Origin of the sequence: Hydrocarboniphaga sp. (genome assembly GCF_965279055.1) — a bacterium.
GTDB lineage: Bacteria > Pseudomonadota > Gammaproteobacteria > Nevskiales > Nevskiaceae > Hydrocarboniphaga.
Window position 1 is genome coordinate 2522217 of record NZ_OZ257125.1, and the last position, 17626, is coordinate 2539842.

Genomic DNA, 17626 nt, shown 5'->3' on the forward strand with positions numbered 1-17626 from the left:
GGCGTCATGCCGTCAGGCGCACGGCGGTCCGCAGATGTTCGCGACACTCCGCCACCATGCGCTCGATCAGCTCGGCGCAGCTCGGGATATCGTCGATCAGACCGACACTCTGCCCGGCCCAGATCAAGCCTTTCGAGGCATCACCGGTTTCCAGTGCCTCGCGACCTTTCGCTCCGGCGACCAGGTGCTGCACGTCCTTGAACTCGCAACCGCCGGCACGATTCTCGATCGCGACCACGGCGTCGGAGATCTCGGTCTTCAGTACGCGGCCGGTGTTGTGCAGCGTACGGAAGATCAGGTTGGTATCGCGCTCGTTCTTGTCGACCAGCAGCTGCTTGATATCGTCGTGGATCGGCGCTTCCCGGGTCGCGCAGAAGCGCGTGCCCATGTTGACGCCTTCGACGCCGAGTGCGAACGCGGCCGCCATCGTGCGGCCGTCGGCGATCGCGCCGGAGGCGATCAACGGAATTTTCACCTGGCGCGCGGCCAGCGCGAACAGGATCAGGCCGCCGATGCCGTCTTCACCCGGATGCCCGGCGCACTCGAAGCCGTCGATCGACACCGCGTCGACACCATTGCGTTCTGCGGATAGCGCATGCCGCACCGCGGTGCATTTGTGGATGATCTTCACGCCGGCGGCCTTGGCCTTGACGATGAACTCTTTCGGATTGTTGCCCGCGGTTTCCAGCACCTTGACGCCGCTGGCGATGACCACGTCCAGGTAGGCCTCGTAGGGCGGCGGCTTGGCGCTGGGCAGGATGGTCAGGTTGACGCCAAACGGCTGGTCGGTCATCGAGCGGCAACGCGCGATTTCCTGCGCCAGCGCCTCCGGCGTCGGCTGCGTCAGCGCGGTCAGCACGCCGAGGCCGCCGGCATTGGATACCGCGCTGGCGAGTTCGGCGCGGCCGACCCACATCATGCCGCCCTGCACGATCGGATAGCGCGTACCGAGCAGCTCGGTCACTCGAGTCTTCATGGTGTTTTTCCTTATGGTTTGTCGCCGCGATCATCGACCACTGCCGCCCGCCGCGCCCCAACTTTCGACTGGGTCTGCTCAGCCACGGCCTCACTAGGCTGGCGCAAACGATAACGAAGCCGTCGCCTGAGACAGACACGATGACCGCCCCGATCCGCCATGCCGACCAGCTGTTCAACGACGTCTTCCTGCCCGACGAGACGCGGCGCATCCGCCGCGAAGTGCGCCAGTTCGCCGACGACGTGGTGCGCCCGGTCGCGCACCGGCTCAACACCACGCCGGAATCGCGCCAGTCTTTTCCGCATCCGCTGTTCAAGGCGATGGGCGCCGCCGGGCTTTACAAGATCCCGTTCGGCGCCGACGTCGGCGGTCTGGGCCTGGAGTTCCCGACGCTGGCGACGGTGACCGTGCTCGAAGAACTCGGCTACCACTCGCCGAGCCTGGCGTCGGCGCTGTTCGACGGCCAGGCGATCCTGGTCGGCCAGACCCTGGAGCACGCCGGGCCGCTGCTGCGCGAAAAATATCTGCCGAAGCTGGTGCGCGGCGAATTCGTCGGCAGCTTCGCCACCAGCGAGCCCGAGGCCAGCACCGACCTGTCACCGGGCAACATGCAGACCATTGCCGAGAAAGTCGAAGGCGGCTTCCGCATCAGCGGCACCAAGCGATGGATCACCAACTCGGTGGCGGCCGACTACATCGCGGTGCTGTGCAAGACCGGGCAGCGCCAGACTTTTCTGTTCGCCGACATGCGCGCGCCCGGTATCAGCGTCAGCGATCCGGATCGCAAGATGGGCAACTACGTGCAGCTCACCGCCGACGTCAACTTCGACCGCGTGTTCGTCGCCGACGATCACGTGATCGGCAACGAGAACGCCGGCCTGCGCGCCGCACTCGGCGCGCTGATGCTCGGCCGCATGGGCATCGGCGCGATCGGCGTGGCGATGGCGCAGGCCGCGTTCGATTTCTCGTCCGGCTACATCAGCCGGCGCAAGGTGTTCGGCAAGCCGGTCGCCGCTTTCCAGCACTGGCAGTTCCGCTACGCCGACTACGCGATGCGCATCGAGATGGCGCGCAGCCTCTACCAGAAAGCGGCGCTGCTCTACGACAAGACCGGCAACGCCGAGACCGAGGCGGCGATGGCCAAGGTCGCCGGTTCCGAGCTGGCGGTCGACATGGCACGCGACGCGATCCAGGCCTGCGGCGCCTACGGCTTCGTGCAGACCCTGTCCGCCACCGGCGAGACCTTTCCGCTGGAGTCGATCTATCGCGACGCCAAGATCGGCGAAATCTACGAAGGCGCCAACGAAGTCCAGCGCTGGGTCATCGCCCGCCACATCTTCGGCCGCGACATCACCGGCTAGCAGCCCTCCTAAAGTTTGGGGAGGCCGGTGCCCGATGCGCACACAGTCGCGGCGCGAGCGGTATCGAAAAAAACGAGGAGAACAGCATTGAACATGCCCATGCCCGCGCAGGCCGCCGTGCGCCTGCCGCCGTCACTGAATTTCATCAACGGCGACTGGCAGGACGACACCGCCGCCGAGCGCATCGAGGTGCGCGATCCGGCCACCGAAGCGCTCATCGGCCAGATTCCGCGCAGCACGCCGGCCGCGGTCGACCGCGCGGTGAAAGCCGCGCAGGCGGCATTCGAAAATCCGGCCTGGCGCGATCTGCCGCTGCTGGCGCGCGAGCGGCTGATTCATCGCTTCGCCGATCTGCTCGAGGCCAATGCGCAGGAAATGGCGCAGATTGAAAGCCTCGACAACGGCAAGCCGGTGATGTTTTCCGGCATGCTCGACGTGCCGTACTCGGTGGCCTGGCTGCGTTACTTCGCCGGCTGGCCGACCAAGCTGCACGGCAAGTCGCTGACGCCGGCGATCCACGGTCCGGAGCATCACTGCTACACCTTGCGCGAACCGGTCGGCGTCGTCGGCCTGATCGTGCCGTGGAATTTTCCTCTCGTGCTGGCGGTGTGGAAGATCGCGCCGGCGCTGGCCGCGGGATGCACCATCGTGCTGAAGCCGGCGGAGCAGACGCCGTACTCCGCACTGCGCCTGGCACAGCTTGCCGACGAGGCCGGCTTTCCCAAAGGCGTGTTCAACGTCGTGCTCGGTGACGGCGTCACCGGCCAGGCGATCGTCGACCATCCGGGCATCGCCAAGATTTCGTTTACCGGCTCGACGCCGGTGGGCAAGCGCATCCTGAGCAGCGTCGCCAGGGATCTGAAGCGCGTGACGCTGGAACTCGGCGGCAAGTCGCCGACGGTGATCCTGCCGGACGCGGACTTGAGCACGGCGATCCCCGGCGCGGCGCAGGCGGTGTTCGTCAACTCCGGACAGATCTGCTTCGCCGGCACGCGGCTGTTTGCGCCGCGCAAGGTCTTCGATCAGGTGCTCGAAGGCATCGCCGGTGTCGGCGCCAGCTTCAAGATCGGCGCAGGACTCGAACCCGACACCATGCTGGGCCCGGTGATCAGCGAGCGCCAGGCCGATTCGGTGATGGCGAAAATGCAGGCCGGCATCAAGGCCGGCGCCACGGTGTTCAGCGGCGGCCAACGCCTGTCGCGCCCGGGCTATTTCATCGAGCCGACGATCCTGGTCACCGAAGACGCGCAGAACCCGGCGTTTCGCGAAGAGCTGTTCGGCCCGGTGCTGACGGCGACGCCTTACGACGATATCGACGATATCGCGGCGATGGCCAACGATTCCGACTACGGCCTGGCTGCGCACATCTACACGCGTGAGCTGTCGGCAGCGCACCGGCTCGCGCGCAAGATCCAGGCGGGCACGATCTGGATCAACACCCAGCTGGCACCCGACCCGGCGATTCCCTTCGGCGGTTTCAAGCAATCCGGCTGGGGCCGCGAGAACGGCGAGGACGTGTTCTCGCACTACCTCGAAAGCAAGTCCGTGATCGCCAAGATCAGCTAGGCCGGCAGGATCACCATGCGCTTCACACAAGGCTTATATCGCGCGCTGCAGCGCAGCCCCGACGCGACCGCGACGATCTGCAACGGCCGCATCACCACGTTCACGCAGCTGCAGGCGCGCGTCGCGCGACTGGCCGGTGGGCTGCGTTCGCTCGGTGTGCGCGAGCATCAGCGCGTGGCGATGCTGGCGTTCAACTCCGATCGCTATCTGGAGTATTACCTCGCGGTTCCGTGGCTGTCCGCGGTGGTGAATCCGGTTAATTTCCGCTGGAGCCTGGACGAGATCATCTATTCGCTGCGCGATTCCGAATCGGTGGCGTTGCTGCTCGACGATGCGTTCGCGCCGCATGCGCCGGCGCTGCGCGCGGCCTGTCCGCAGCTGCGTCACCTGATCTTCTGCGGCGACGGTCCCTGCCCGCCCGACCTGATCGACTACGAGCAGCTGATCGCCGGGGCCGATGCGATCGCCGAAGTCGACGGCGAAGACGACGAAACCTACGGCGTGTTCTACACCGGCGGCACCACCGGCGCGCCCAAGGGCGTGCTGCTGTCGCACCGGAACATCGCCAGCTCGGCACTGGCGATGCTCTCCGAAGGCCTGTTCGCCGAAGGCGGCACCGGCCTGCATGCGGCGCCGATGTTCCACCTCGCCGACATGATGATGACCAGCTGCCTGCTGCTGCGCGGCGGCACCCATGTGATGCTGCCGGCGTTCCGGCCCGATGTCGCGCTGAAAATCATCGAGACCTGCCGCGTCACCGATCTGCTGCTGGTGCCGGCGATGATGCAGGCGGTCGTCGACTATCCCGAGTTCAGGCGCTACGACGTCAGCAGTGTGCGCATGCTGGTCTACGGCGCATCGCCGGCCTCGGAGTCGCTGATCGATCGCGCGATGATGGCGCTGCCCGGCGTCGACTTCTACCAGGTCTACGGCATGACCGAACTCGCCGCGACCGCGACACTGCTGCCGCCGAAGGCACATGCGCCGGCCGCGCGCAGCGGCGGCCATCTGCGCTCGGCCGGACGCGGCTTCTGCCATTTGCTGACGCGTGTCGTCGACCACGACGATCGCGACCTGCCGCGCGGCGCCGTCGGCGAAATCCTGGTGCAGGGGCCGAACGTGATGCAGGGCTATCTGAACAAGTCCGAGGCGACCGCGGCAGCGCTGCGCGGCGGCTGGATGCACACCGGCGACATGGGCTACATCGACGAGCAGGGCTATGTGTTCATCGTCGACCGGCTCAAGGACATGATCATTTCCGGCGGCGAAAACGTGTATTGCGCCGAAGTCGAGAACGCGATCGCCAAGCATCCGGCGGTCGCGTCCTGCGCGGTGATCGGTGTGCCCAGCGCCGAATGGGGCGAGTCGGTGCATGCGGTGCTGGTGCTGAAGCCGGACACGAGCCTGAGCATCGAGGCGCTGCAGGCGCATTGCCGCCAGCTGATCGCCGCCTACAAAAGCCCGCGCAGCCTCGAAGTGCGCGACGCGCTGCCGATTTCCGGCGCCGGAAAAATATTGAAGACCGAGTTGCGCAAGCCGTTCTGGGAAGGGCGCGCTCGCGCGGTCAACTAAGCATCGACCATAACGAATAGAGAGGAGAAAGCGATGACGAAGCATTTCAAGGCAGCGCTGCTCGCAGCGCTGGCCGCGCTGTCGGTCGGCAGCATCGAACAGGCTCAGGCACAGGACAATGCCGCGGGCGAGGACCGCGCGATCATGCGCATGGGGCGGCCGCTTTATGTTTCGCCGATGGCGACCTACACCCTCGCCGACGGCAGCCGCAAGGTCGACGACGGCGTCGGCGGCTCGCTGGCCGTGGGTACGCGGGTGTTCAATTTCCTCGCCATCGAAGCCAGTGGCGACTATGCCAGTCTCGACAACAAGGACAGCGGCGGCAGCGCCGACATCAGCGGCTATGGCGTCAACGCGCTGCTGTTCCCGCTGAAGAGCGCGCCGATCAACCTGTATCTGCTGTTCGGCCTGCAATACAGCGAAACCAAGGGTGAGAACTTCACCACGCCAACCGGCGGCGGCCTGCTCGGCAACGCGCCGGTGACGACGCGTGAAGACATCGACGGCCTCGCTTTCAGCTCCGGCGTCGGCCTGATGCAGCCTTTCAGTGTGTTCGGCCTGGAAGCCGCGGCGCGCATTCAGGCCGTGTATCGCATCGACTCGCACGAGCGCCTTGATTCGAATTACGGCGAGCAGTATTTCGACGACTTCGTATTCAGCGCCGGCCTTGCGTTCGCGCTGTTTCCGGAAAAGAAAGACGAGCCGGTCGCGCCGCCGGCCGAACCGGAAGCCGCCGTGGTGGCGGTCGCCGACAGCGACGGCGACGGCGTTGCCGACGATGCGGACCAATGCCCGGATACACCTGCCGGCAGCACCGTCGATGCCAGCGGCTGCCCGCTGCCGCCCCCGGCCGCGCCGTGCAAGACGCCGGAAGCCGGCGAAAAGCTGGACATGAGCGGCTGCGCAACAGGCGACGTGATCGTGCTGCGCGGCGTCAACTTCGATTTCGACAAGGCCACGCTGACCGCGAACGCGAAGACCATCCTCGACATGGTCGCCGATGCGCTGATCGCGGCGCCGAGCATCAAGGTCGAAGTCGGCGGCCACACCGACGGCCGCGGCAGCGACGCCTACAACCAGAAGCTGTCGCAGCGCCGCGCCGAAGCCGTCAAGCAGTATCTGAGTGGCCGCGGCATCGCCGCCGATCGCTTGAACACCGCCGGTTACGGCGCGAGAAAGCCGGTGGCCGACAACGCCACCGACGAAGGCCGCGAACTCAATCGCCGCGTCGAACTGAAGATCGAAGGCTGATGCGCCGCACGCCATGACGCCGATCCGCTACGACCGGGCTTACAGTCGCCGCAAGTTCATGGCCGACGCCGCCCGCGGCCTGCTGTCCACCGGCGTGCTGATGCCGCTGTCGAAAGCGATCGCCCGCACCGGCGACGCCAGCGCGGCTTATCCGGACGAGTTGCTGTCGATCGAGAACTACAGCAGGGGCCGGCTCAAGGCCGGCGACATCATCGATGCGAGCAATGTCGAGCTGGTGAAGGACCTGCTGGAGCCGGTGCGCTACCAGCAGATCCTGAAAAGCGGCCGGCGGCTGAAGCTGCGCAAGACCACGACCGACATCATGCGGCTGTCGCCCTGGGACTACATCGAAGCGACCCTGAAAAACAGCGGCAAGGCCGGCTTCGATGCCAAGGGCAATATCGTCAACGCCGCCGACGGCAGGCCCTGGATCGGCGGCAACCCTTTCCCCGATCCGAAATCCGCCGTCGAACTGTTCGCCGCACAGACCCTGAGCTGGGGCCGTCACGACGCCTCGTTCTACGCGTTCAAGGAATACGACATCTCGCCGGCTGGCAGCGTCGAGTTCAACTACCTCGGCGGCTGGGCCGAGATGTCGCCGGTCGCCAGAGTCAGCATGGAGCCACGGCCCTACTGGCCCGGGCACGAGGACAAGCTGCGCTTCCAGTCGGTGTTCTTTCTGGCGCCGCAGGGGTTTCGCGGCACCTCGTTTCTGAACGTCTGGGACTACGACCAAAGCACGTTTCCGCTGCTCTACGGCTATGTGCCGGAGTTCCGCCGCATCCGCCAGTTCCCGACCGATCAGCGCTTTGAGCCGCTGGTGCCGGGCTCGTGCATGTACCTGTCGGATGCCTGGGCCGCCGGCGATCCGCTGTACACCTGGGGCAATTACAAGATTGTCGGCCGCGGGCCGTTTCTCGCGGCGATTTCCGGCAACTGGGACCCGGCCAGCCCGAACTGGGAGCACAAGACACATGGCGGCAACAGCGGCCAGTCGTTCTGGGACTGCGAAGTCGAGCTGATTCCCGAAGCGATCATCGTCGAGGCCGAGCCGAGCCGCTTTCCGCGCGCGCCGGTGTCGCGCAAGCGCGTCTGGTTCGACGCGCGCAACCAGGTTGTCGTCGGCATGATGACTTACGACCGCAAGGGCCTGCCGTATCGCTCGTTCGACGGCGCCTACACGCTATACGAGGCCGGCGATAAAACCGTGAAGGACGGCCAGCATCCCTACTGGAGCTGGACGCACGTGACCTCGTCCGACATTCAGACCGGCAGGGTCACGCGCCTTGAGCAGGTACAGTCGCTCGAAGGCCGTTACAAGAGCGGCGCCAACGATCCGGCCATCTACGATCGCTATCTGACCCAAGGCGCACTGATGAAGCTTGGCGCCGTATAGAACGGCCGTTGCCTGGTTGCGCGCGGACAATCTTCATCCCCGAGTTCCAGGCACCGACCGGATGATTCGGGCGCCACGCAATGGGCAGCTCCTGCCAGCCAGGGCCGATGTCGTTCGGGTACGCAAACTCGGCGAATGCATCGGGCAGCGTCATAGCCTCGGGAAACGAACGAATCGAACGAATCGAACGAATCGATTGACCCTTGATGCCGAATCTATTTCACACCCATCAAGCGGTCACTGATTGCGAGGGTGGCCGGCCGCCTGAACTGCAGCGCTCGAATCGCTAAGCAGCTGCGTCCTGAGTCGCAAACACCTCGCCGGCCAGCGCGAAGGCATGATTGGCCGCCGGCACGCCGCAGTAGACCGCGGCCTGCAGCAGCACTTCCTTGATCTCGTCGCGGCTGACGCCGTTATTGCGTGCGGCGTTCAGATGCAGCTTGAGTTCCTCGTCATGGCCGAGCGCGACCATCATCGCAATCGTCAACAGCGATCGCGTATGCCGCGGCAGGCCGGGACGCGTCCAGATGCTGCCCCAGGCGTTGCGCGTGATGTAGTCCTGAAATTCTTCGGTCAGCGGGCTGAGCTTCTGCAGGGACCGGTCGACATGCGCATCGCCGAGCACCGCGCGACGCACTTTCATTCCAGCCTCGTAACGGTCTTTCTCATCCATGACGATCAGCTCCTCAGAAATTCGAGCAGGGCCGCGTCGAAAGCCGCGCGCGCGCCGATGTTGGACAGATGCGCCGCGTCCAGCACGACGAGCCGGCTGCCACGCACTTCGGCGACCACGGCTGCGCCGTCCGCGACCGAAGTCACCGGATCGCGTGCGCCGGCGATGAACAACAGCGGCGCCGTGATCGCACCGAGCTGGCCACGAAAATCCGCGTCGCGGACCACCGCGCAGTTCGCCGCATAGCCGGCCGGATCGCAGCCCAGCAACTGCTGGCGTACCACCTCGACCTGCTGCGGCTCGGCGGCAGCGAACTCCGGCGTGAACCAGCGCGCGATTGCGCCGCTGGCGACTTCGGCCATGCCGTCGCGTCTCACCATGTCGATGCGCGCATTCCAGCCGTCGACGCTGCCGATCTTCGCCGCGGTGTTGCACAGCACCAGCTTGCTCAGACGCGGCCCGGCATTCAGGCCCAGCCACTGGCCGATCGCGCCGCCCATCGACAGCCCGCAATAGGAAAACGTACCGATATCCAGCGCATCGGCCAGGGCCAGCACGTCGCCACCGAGCAGCGGCGCGCTGTACTCGCCTGGCGTGGTCCGTGAACCACCGTGACCGCGCGTGTCGTAGCGCAAAACGCGGAAATGCGGCGTCAGCGCCGGCATTTGCGTGTCCCACATCTCCAGGGTCGTGCCCAGAGAATTCGACAGGATCAGCACCGGTGCGTCGGCGGCGCCGTCGACGCGGTAGCGGACCGGGTTGCCGTTGATTTCGATCTGGGACATTCGAGGCTTTAGTTGATCTGCGCCGCGGCGGCGAGCACGCGGTCGATGAAGGCGTCGCCGACGCCGAGCGCGGCGGCAGGATCGAACAGCTCATCGAGCCGTTTGACGGACAGCAGCAGCGACAGCTGCGAATCCTCGGCCAGCAGCTCGCGCAAATGGCGCCGCTCGGCGACGACGCGGCGCGATAGCGATTCGAGACGATGATGCGCGGCCGGCTTGCCCATCGCCTCGGCCAACGCCATCGTCACGCGCTCGGCGAACAGCAGGCCGCGTGTCGCATCCAGATTCTCGCGCATGCGCGCGGTGTCGACTTCCAGGCCGGCCAAAGTCGGCGTCAACACAGCAAGACTGCCGGCAGCCAGGCGAAAAATTTCCGGCAGCGTTTCCCATTCCGCCGGCCAGTTGCCGAGACCGCGCTCGTGCTCCTGCGTCATCGCAGCGAACAGGCTCGCGACCAGGCCGGGCACGCGCACGGCGTTGGCGAGCACGATCGAACAGCCGACCGGATTGCGCTTGTGCGGCATCGTCGACGAGCCGCCCTTGCCTTCCGCGGCCGGTTCGAACACTTCGGCGACTTCGGTCTGCATCATCAGCGACAGATCGCGCGCGATCTTGCCCAGGCTGCCGGCCAGCAGGCCGACGACGCTACCAGCCTCGGCGATGCGATCACGCGCGCTATGCCAGGGCGTCGCCGGCAGCGACAGCGCGAGTTCCTCGCTCAGCACCTTTGCGACATCGAGTCCGCGATCACCGAGCGCGGCCAGTGTGCCGGCTGCGCCGCCGAACTGCAGTACCAGCAAGCGCGGCCGCAGTTCGGCAATGCGCTGGCGATTGCGCAGCAGGCCGTCGAGCCAGCCGGCGCACTTGAGCCCGAAGGTCACCGGCACGGCCTGCTGCAGCCAGGTGCGGCCGGCCATCAGGCTGGCGCGATGTTCGTTGGCCAGCCTGGCCAGTACGTCGACCAGCGCGGCGCAGCCGTCATCGATCAGCGCCAGTGCATCGCGCAACTGCAGCACCAGGCCGGTGTCGATCGCGTCCTGGCTGGTCGCGCCCCAGTGCACCCAGCGCGCGGCCTCGGCGTCGTCGGCCTTCACCGCAGCGGTCAGTCGCTTGACCATCGGGATCGCCGGATTGCCGGCGAGGCGCGCGTCGTCGCCGATCGCATCAAGATCGAAAGCTTCGGCCCTGCAATGCGTCGCAATGACCGCGACCGCCGATTGCGGCACCACCGCGCAGCGTGCCTCCGCGCGCACCAGCGCGGCCTCGAAATCGAGCATGCGCTGCAAGCGTGCGCGATCGCTGAACAGCGCGCTCATCGCGGCGTCGCCGAACATCCGTGCCGACCAGTTGCCGCTGTCGCTGGATTCGCTCATGCGCGGATTATCGCAGCTGCGCCGCGGTGCGTCCGCCGGTACGGCTCGCCCGCGAGCCTGCCCGGGGAGCAACGGCGTGTGTGCGGCATGCCCGGATCAAACGCTGAACGCCACGATCTCATGCTCACCCTGCATGTGCACATGCCAGGCGTAAGCACGGTCGCCGTCGGGCGTCGCGATCAGCGTCGCGCGGCGCGTCACCGGCACCAGCGCCAGCACCGGATCGCGTTCGTTTGCCTGGGCTTCGTCGCCGAAATAGATCCGGGTCAGCACTGGCTTGAGAATGCCGCGCATGTAGATCAGCACGCTCAGATGCGGCGCCTGCGGCTGGCCGTCCGCGCCGGGTACGCGGCCGGGCTTGATCGTGCTGAACCTGAACTGGCCCTGCTCGTCCATCGCGACGCGGCCAAAGCCGCCGAACGCGGAGTTCGCAGCCGCTGCGCGCGGATCCTCGCTGTGGCGATAGACACCGGCCGCGTCCGCCTGCCAGATTTCGATGAAGGCGTCGCTCACCGGCACGCCGTCGCCATCACGGATGCTGCCACTGATGCCGATGCGCTCGCCGAGCGCTTCCGGGCCGGCGATGTCGTCGCGGTACAGCGGCTCGACGCCGATGCGGAAGTACGGGCCGACGGTCTGCGAGGGGGTGGTTTGCAGGCTCACGCTAGTTCTCCCAGACCGATTCGTGACGGCCGCGCAGCACGATGTCGAAGCGATAGGCGAGCGCGTATTCGCTGGCGCAGTTTTCCCAGTCGAAGCGCGACACCATGCGTTGCCGCGCATGGGCATCGGGCACGCAATTGAAGATCGGATCGACTTCCAGCAGAGGGTCGCCGGGGAAATACATCTGCGTGATCAGGCGCTGCGCGAAGCCTTCGCCGAACAGCGAGAAATGGATATGCGCCGGGCGCCAGGCGTTGTAGTGATTGCGCCAGGGATAGGCGCCCGGCCGGATCGTCTTGAAGCGGTAGCGACCATCGTCGTCGGTCAGCACCTGGCCGACGCCGGTGAAGTTCGGGTCCAGCGGCGCGTCGTGCTGATCCTTTTTGTGCTGATAGCGGCCGGCGGCATTGCATTGCCAGACCTCGACCAGCGAGTTGCGCAAGGGCCGGGCGTTTTCATCGATGACGCGGCCGCTGACGATGATGCGCTCGCCCAGCGGCTCGCCCTTGTGGCCCGCGGTCAGATCGGCCGCACTGGCGCCGAGCGTCAGCGTCGGCCGCGGGCCGGTGACTTCGGACAGGCTCGCCGGCAGCGCGATCGGCGCCTGAGTGATGCCGCGCCTCAAGGTCGAGCCATAGGGCGCGAACAGGTATTCAGGCTGCGTGTTCCAGAACGGACGGCGGTAGCCGCGGAGTTTCTGGTTTTGGTCGACGCTCATGCTGTTTCTCCATGCGGCCCGCGCTGCGGCGCCGCCTCGATACCGGTAGTTTCGCTCAAACGCGCTCGACCGCCAGCGCCAGGCCCTGGCCGACGCCGATGCACAGCGTTGCCAGGCCGCGACGGCCGCCGGTCTTCTGCAGCTGATGCACCAGGGTCATCGCCAGGCGCGCGCCGCTCATGCCCAGCGGATGGCCGAGCGCGATCGCGCCGCCGTTGGCATTGACCTGCGCCGCGTCGTCGCGAAGGCCGAGTTCGCGCAGCACCGCCAGCGCCTGGCTGGCGAAAGCCTCGTTGAGTTCGATCGCGTCGAAGTCACTTATTTTCAGACCGAGTCGCGTCAGCAGCTTGCGCGTCGCCGGCACCGGGCCCATGCCCATGATGCGCGGCTCGACACCGGCGCTGGCCATGCCGAGGATGCGCGCACGCGGCGTCAGTCCGTAGCGCTGCGCCGCGGCTTCGCTGGCGATGATCATCGCCGCGGCGCCGTCGTTGATGCCCGAGGCGTTGCCGGCGGTCACGGTCGCATCGCCGCCGAACAGCGGCTTGAGCTTGCTCAAGGCGTCGATCGAGCTGTCGGAGCGCGGATGTTCGTCGCGCACCGCTTCGAGCATTTCGCCTTTCTTCCTGCCGGCTACTTTGACCGCGATGATCTCCTCGCCGAGGAAACCATTGTCCTGAGCGGCAACGGCGCGCTGCTGACTGCGCAGCGCGAAAGCGTCCTGATCGGCACGCGAAATGCCGAACTGCACGGCGACGTTCTCACCGGTCTGCGGCATCGTCTCGACGCCGTACTGCGCGCGCAGGCCGGGATTGATGAAGCGCCAGCCCATGGTCGTGTCTTCCATGACCTGGCTGCGGCCATAGGCGCTGTCCGGCTTGCCGATCACGAACGGCGCGCGGCTCATCGATTCGACGCCGCCGGCGATCGCCAGCTGCATCTCGTTCATGCCGATCGCGCGCGCCGCGCTGCCGACGGCTTCGAGTCCCGACGCGCACAGACGATTCAAGGTCACGCCCGGCACCGTGTAAGGCAGCCCGGCCAGCAGCAGGCTCATGCGCGCGACGTTGCGGTTGTCTTCGCCGGACTGGTTGGCGCAGCCGTAGAACACCTCCTCGATCGCCGCCGGGTCGAGCTGCGGGTTGCGTGCGAGCAGCGCCTGCAAAGGCAGAGCGCCCAGATCATCGGCGCGTACCCCGGCGAGAATGCCGCCGTAGCGGCCGATCGGGGTGCGGATGGCATCGCAGATATAGGCTTGATTCATGCGCCTTTTCCAGTAGCAGCAGAACCCCGTTCGTCCCGAGTAGCCCGCGCGGTTGCGGGCGTATCGAGGGACCGGATGCGATCGGACCTCTCGATACGCCGCGAGCGGCTACTCGGGACGAACGCAGCGTGGTTGAAGCTCACGAGACCCGCCGCAGCGGCAAGCCCGTCAGCCGTTTCAACTCATCGAGACTCAGGCCGTCGACCATCTCCAGCACATGGACGCCATCGGCCTCGATCTCGAACACCGCGACGTCGGTATAGACCCGCGACACGCAGCCCAGGCCCGTCACCGGATAAGTGCAGCGCTCGACCAGCTTGCTTTCGCCGCTCTTGGTCAGCAGCTCCATCATCACGTAGGTTTTCTTCGCGCCGATCGCCAGATCCATCGCGCCGCCGACGGCCGGGATCGCGTCGGCCGCGCCGGTGTGCCAGTTGGCGAGATCGCCGTTGGCCGCAACCTGAAACGCGCCGAGTACGCAGATGTCCAGATGGCCACCGCGCATCATCGCGAACGAGTCGGCATGGTGGAAAAAGCAGCCGCCGGGCAGCAAGGTCACCGGCTGCTTGCCGGCGTTGATCAGCTCGGGATCTTCAAGGCCTTTGGCAGGAGCCGGGCCCATGCCGAGCAGGCCGTTTTCGCTCTGCAGGAAGATTTCCTTGTCGGCCGGCAGAAAGTTCGCGACCACGGTCGGCAGGCCGATGCCGAGGTTCACGTAGGCGCCTTCGGGAATGTCGCGGGCGACCCGCGCGGCCATCTGTTCGCGGTTGAGTTTGTTCATCGCTTGATCTCGGGCTCAGGCCGCAACCGCGACGACGGGAGACACCGCGACCAGGCGCTGCACGAAAATGCCGGGCGTGATCACATGTTCCGGATCGATCGCGCCGAGCGCGACGATCTCGCCGACCTGGGCGATGGTGCATTTGGCAGCGGTGGCCATGATCGGGCCGAAATTGCGCGCGGTTTTGCGATACACCAGATTGCCCCAGCGATCGCCCTGCTGCGCCTTGATCAGCGCGAAGTCGGCATGGATCGGCAGCTCGAACACGTAGTCGCGGCCATTGATGCGGCGCGTCTCCTTGCCCTCGGCCAGCAAGGTGCCGTAGCCGGTCGGCGTGAAGATGCCGCCGAGGCCGGCGCCGGCAGCCTGGATGCGCGCGGCCAGATTGCCCTGCGGTACCAGCTCCAGCTCGATCTTGCCGGCGCGATACAGCGCGTCGAAATGATGCGAGTCGCTCTGCCGCGGAAACGAGCAGACGATCTTGCGCACGCGCCCGGTCTTGAGCAAAGCGGCCAGACCGGTTTCGCCATTGCCGGCATTGTTGTTGACGATGGTCAGATCGCGCGCGCCGTGGGCAATCAGCGCCTCGATCAGCTGGTCCGGCATGCCGGCGGTGCCGAAGCCGCCGATCATCACCGTCGCGCCGTCGAACACGTCGGCCACCGCCGCCTCGGGCGTGGCGATGCTCTTGTCGATCAAGGAAGTTCCTCCAGGCCGTGCGTTTATCGCACTTCGTGTTCGATTAAAATCTGGGGCTGAAGTTAAGCGGCGGCCCGCGCAGGGTCAATGCGATTATCGACTAACCGTTCTATTATCGAACGACTTCATCCCGGCAACAGGAGCCCGCATGCCGCCCCGCGCCCCCAAATCCGCTGTCGTCGCGCTACCGCCCGAAGTGATCGCGGCCAATCCGGCGCTGAAGCCGAGCCGCTCCGACGAGATCGACGAAATCACCGGCGACCCCGACTTCATGACCTCGCTGGCGCGCGGCCTCGCCGTGCTCAGCTGCTTCGCCGAGCACCGCAAGCCGATGACCATCAGCCAGGCCGCGCAGCGCACCGGCATCACCCGCGCCTCGGTACGGCGCTGCCTGCACACGCTGGTCAAGCTGGGTTACGCGCAACAGGACGAGCAGCATTTTTCGCTGCGGCCGAAAGCGCTGGCGCTCGGGTATGCGTATCTGTCTTCCAGTTCACTGTCGGTTACCGCACAGCCGCTGCTCGACCAGATCCGCGACGGCTTGCGCGAGTCCTGTTCCCTGGGCGTGATCGAGGGCGATGAAATCTGCTACGTCGTGCGCAGCGAGGTCGCGCGCATCATGTCGGTGGCGCTGCGCGTCGGCAGCCGTTTGCCGCTGTACTGCACGTCGATGGGCCGCGTGCTGCTGTCACATCTGTCGCTGGACGAGCAGCGCGCCTATCTCGCGCGCACGCCGCTGCTGCAGCGCACGTCCAAGACCCAGGTCGCGCCGGACACCCTGCTGGCGACGCTGCACAAAGTGCGCGAGCAGGGCTATGCGATCGTCGACCAGGAGCTGGAGATCGGCCTGCGCTCGATCGCGGTTCCGGTCTACGGGGCCGGCGGCCGTGCGGTCGCGGCGATCAACATCGGCACGCAGTCGGCGCGCGTGCCGGTATCCGAGCTGCAGTCGCGCTATCTTCCCGAGCTGCTGCGCATCTCGCGCGAACTCAGCCTGCAGGTCGCCTGATGGAACTGTATCTCGCGCGTCACGGCCAGACCGACTGGAACATCGGCGACCGCTACCAGGGCACCTACGACGAGCCGCTGAACGCACGCGGACGCGAACAGGCGATCGAACTCGCCGCCGTGGTGCCACGCACGATCGAGCAGATCGTGGTGTCGCCGCTGAAGCGCGCGCAGCAGACGGCCGCGCCGGTGATCGACGCGCTGCAGGTGCCGACGATGACGCACGCGGCGTTCCGCGAACGCGGCTTCGGCCGCTGGGAAGGCCTGACCTATGCCGAGGCGCGCGCACTCGACACCGAGCTATTCGACCGCGGCGGCATCTTCTCGTTCGACGAACAGCCACCGGGTGCCGAGCCATTGCACGATCTGGTCGCGCGCACTGGCGGCGGCATTCGCGAAATCGCGCAACTGTTTCCGGACAAGATCGTGCTGCTGATCGCGCACGGCTTCGTCATCCGCGCGCTACGGCTGCAGCTCGAAGGCCTGCAGCCGGGCGATTTGTGGAGCATGCCCAAGCCGATGAACGGCGAGCTGTTCCATTACAGCGGCGAGCATATGCGGCGTTGGTTGGGCGTCGGTTAGATCGTCGAGAGCACAGTCGCGGATTGGATCCGCTCCTACAGTTAGGCGCAACTTGTAGGAGCGAATCCTATCCGCGACCGCCTTACGCGCCAGCCTTCAACGCTGCCGCCAGCTGCACCGCCATCGGCGTCGTCGGGCGGCCGATCAGCTCGCTGAGCAGATGGCGGTCGTCGTACAAGCCACCCTTGGATGCGCCGACATCGGAGTCCGAAATCAGGCCGGCGACCGGCTCCGGCAGGCCGACGCCGATCAGCGCAGCCTTGTAGTCCGCCTCGCTCAAGTTGCGATACGCGACGGCCTTGCCGGATTGACGCGCAATCTCGGCGGCGAGGTCGCTCAAGCTATAGGCGCTGTCACCGGCGAGTTCGTAGATGCGGCCGGCAAGATTCTGCGTGCTCGTCAGCACCGCCACGGCAGCCGCCGCGTAATCGGCACGTGCCGCCGACGAAATGCGTCCCCCGCCTGCACTGCCGATCAGCGCGCCGTGCTCGATCGCCGGCGCCAGGCCCGCCAGGTAGTTCTCGGTGTACCAGCCATTGCGCAGCAGCACGTACGGCAGGCCGGAGGCCTGCAGCATCGCCTCGGTTTCGAGATGTTCGGCGGCAAGGCCCAACGGCGATGAATTCGCATGCAGCACGCTGGTATAGGCCAGCAGGCCGACCTTGGCTCGCACCGCCGCATCGATCACCGCGCGATGCTGCGGCACGCGCTGCCCGACTTCACTGGACGAGATCAGCAGCAGCTTGCTGGCGCCTTGGAATGCGGCATCCAGCGTCGCCGGCCGCGTGTAGTCGGCCTGGCGCAGCTGCACGCCGAGTGCGGCCAGATCCTGGGCTTTGTCGGGACTGCGCACCGCGGCGACGATGGAAGCGGCCGGCAGTTTCTGCAGCAGGCCTTGAATGACGAGACGGCCGAGCTGGCCGTTGGCTCCGGTGACGACGATCATGTTGAGTGTCCT

17 protein-coding genes are annotated in these 17626 nt (G+C 66.4%); 7 read left to right on the forward strand and 10 right to left on the reverse strand.

The features are described 5' to 3' along the window. Positions 1–4 precede the first annotated feature (4 nt). Positions 5–976 (reverse strand): NAD(P)H-dependent flavin oxidoreductase, encoded by a 972-nt coding sequence (locus ACQZF9_RS11350; RefSeq protein ID WP_428313338.1) that lies wholly within the window; start codon positions 974–976, stop codon positions 5–7. A 140-nt stretch (positions 977–1116) separates the two neighbouring features. Here ACQZF9_RS11350 and ACQZF9_RS11355 point away from each other — a divergent pair, with 140 nt between their 5' ends. The 5 genes from ACQZF9_RS11355 (at position 1117) to ACQZF9_RS11375 (ending at position 8122) form a co-directional block, all read left to right on the forward strand. Continuing rightward, complete coding sequence (locus tag ACQZF9_RS11355; RefSeq protein WP_428313339.1) at positions 1117–2337, forward strand: acyl-CoA dehydrogenase family protein; 1221 nt, start codon at positions 1117–1119, stop codon at positions 2335–2337. A gap of 93 nt (positions 2338–2430) precedes the next feature. Then, the gene (locus ACQZF9_RS11360; RefSeq protein ID WP_428313417.1) at positions 2431–3903 is read left to right on the forward strand and encodes an aldehyde dehydrogenase family protein; all 1473 of its coding nucleotides are present in this window, start codon (positions 2431–2433) and stop codon (positions 3901–3903) included. Positions 3904–3918: 15 nt separating this feature from the next. After that, positions 3919–5475 (forward strand): long-chain-fatty-acid--CoA ligase, encoded by a 1557-nt coding sequence (locus ACQZF9_RS11365; RefSeq protein ID WP_428313340.1) that lies wholly within the window; start codon positions 3919–3921, stop codon positions 5473–5475. Between the two features lie 33 nt (positions 5476–5508). Next, on the forward strand, positions 5509–6726 hold the full coding sequence (locus tag ACQZF9_RS11370; RefSeq protein WP_428313341.1) for an OmpA family protein: 1218 nt from the start codon (positions 5509–5511) through the stop codon (positions 6724–6726). A 13-nt stretch (positions 6727–6739) separates the two neighbouring features. After that, positions 6740–8122 (forward strand): DUF1329 domain-containing protein, encoded by a 1383-nt coding sequence (locus ACQZF9_RS11375; protein ID WP_428313342.1) that lies wholly within the window; start codon positions 6740–6742, stop codon positions 8120–8122. Between the two features lie 286 nt (positions 8123–8408). On the opposite strand, the gene pcaC is transcribed toward ACQZF9_RS11375, so the two are convergent. The 8 genes from pcaC to ACQZF9_RS11415 all read right to left on the reverse strand — a co-directional run bounded on the left by pcaC (position 8409) and on the right by ACQZF9_RS11415 (position 15078). Then, positions 8409–8795 (reverse strand): 4-carboxymuconolactone decarboxylase, encoded by a 387-nt coding sequence (pcaC, locus tag ACQZF9_RS11380; protein WP_428313343.1) that lies wholly within the window; start codon positions 8793–8795, stop codon positions 8409–8411. Between the two features lie 5 nt (positions 8796–8800). Next, positions 8801–9580, reverse strand: coding sequence for a 3-oxoadipate enol-lactonase (gene pcaD, locus ACQZF9_RS11385; protein ID WP_428313344.1), 780 nt, complete (start codon positions 9578–9580; stop codon positions 8801–8803). A gap of 8 nt (positions 9581–9588) precedes the next feature. Then, positions 9589–10953, reverse strand: a complete 1365-nt coding sequence (locus ACQZF9_RS11390) for a 3-carboxy-cis,cis-muconate cycloisomerase (RefSeq protein ID WP_428313345.1) — start codon at positions 10951–10953, stop codon at positions 9589–9591. 96 nt (positions 10954–11049) lie between these two features. After that, entirely contained in the window at positions 11050–11616 is a 567-nt protein-coding gene (gene pcaG, locus ACQZF9_RS11395; protein ID WP_428313346.1) for a protocatechuate 3,4-dioxygenase subunit alpha, read from the reverse strand. Between the two features lies 1 nt (position 11617). Next, positions 11618–12334 (reverse strand): protocatechuate 3,4-dioxygenase subunit beta, encoded by a 717-nt coding sequence (gene pcaH / locus ACQZF9_RS11400; protein ID WP_428313347.1) that lies wholly within the window; start codon positions 12332–12334, stop codon positions 11618–11620. A gap of 55 nt (positions 12335–12389) precedes the next feature. Then, positions 12390–13598 carry a 3-oxoadipyl-CoA thiolase gene (gene pcaF, locus ACQZF9_RS11405; protein ID WP_428313348.1) on the reverse strand — a complete coding sequence of 403 codons (1209 nt, stop codon included), beginning with the start codon at positions 13596–13598 and terminating at the stop codon, positions 12390–12392. A gap of 139 nt (positions 13599–13737) precedes the next feature. Further along, a complete protein-coding gene (locus ACQZF9_RS11410) occupies positions 13738–14379 on the reverse strand; it encodes a 3-oxoacid CoA-transferase subunit B (RefSeq protein WP_428313349.1) in 642 nt (213 codons plus the stop codon). Between the two features lie 15 nt (positions 14380–14394). Beyond that, positions 14395–15078, reverse strand: a complete 684-nt coding sequence (locus ACQZF9_RS11415; protein WP_428313350.1) for a 3-oxoacid CoA-transferase subunit A — start codon at positions 15076–15078, stop codon at positions 14395–14397. Positions 15079–15226: 148 nt separating this feature from the next. On the opposite strand from ACQZF9_RS11415, the gene ACQZF9_RS11420 reads away from it, so the two are divergent. Both ACQZF9_RS11420 and ACQZF9_RS11425 read left to right on the forward strand, forming a co-directional pair. Beyond that, positions 15227–16087: an IclR family transcriptional regulator domain-containing protein gene (locus ACQZF9_RS11420; RefSeq protein WP_428309097.1), complete on the forward strand. Its 861-nt coding sequence runs from the start codon at positions 15227–15229 to the stop codon at positions 16085–16087. Beyond that, positions 16087–16668, forward strand: coding sequence for a histidine phosphatase family protein (locus ACQZF9_RS11425; protein ID WP_428309098.1), 582 nt, complete (start codon positions 16087–16089; stop codon positions 16666–16668). The genes ACQZF9_RS11420 and ACQZF9_RS11425 overlap by 1 nt, the downstream gene beginning before the upstream one ends. Positions 16669–16750: 82 nt before the next feature. Here the strand turns inward: ACQZF9_RS11425 and ACQZF9_RS11430 are convergent, their stop codons facing one another. After that, a complete protein-coding gene (locus ACQZF9_RS11430; RefSeq protein ID WP_428309099.1) occupies positions 16751–17614 on the reverse strand; it encodes an SDR family oxidoreductase in 864 nt (287 codons plus the stop codon). Between the last annotated feature and the right edge of the window lie 12 nt (positions 17615–17626).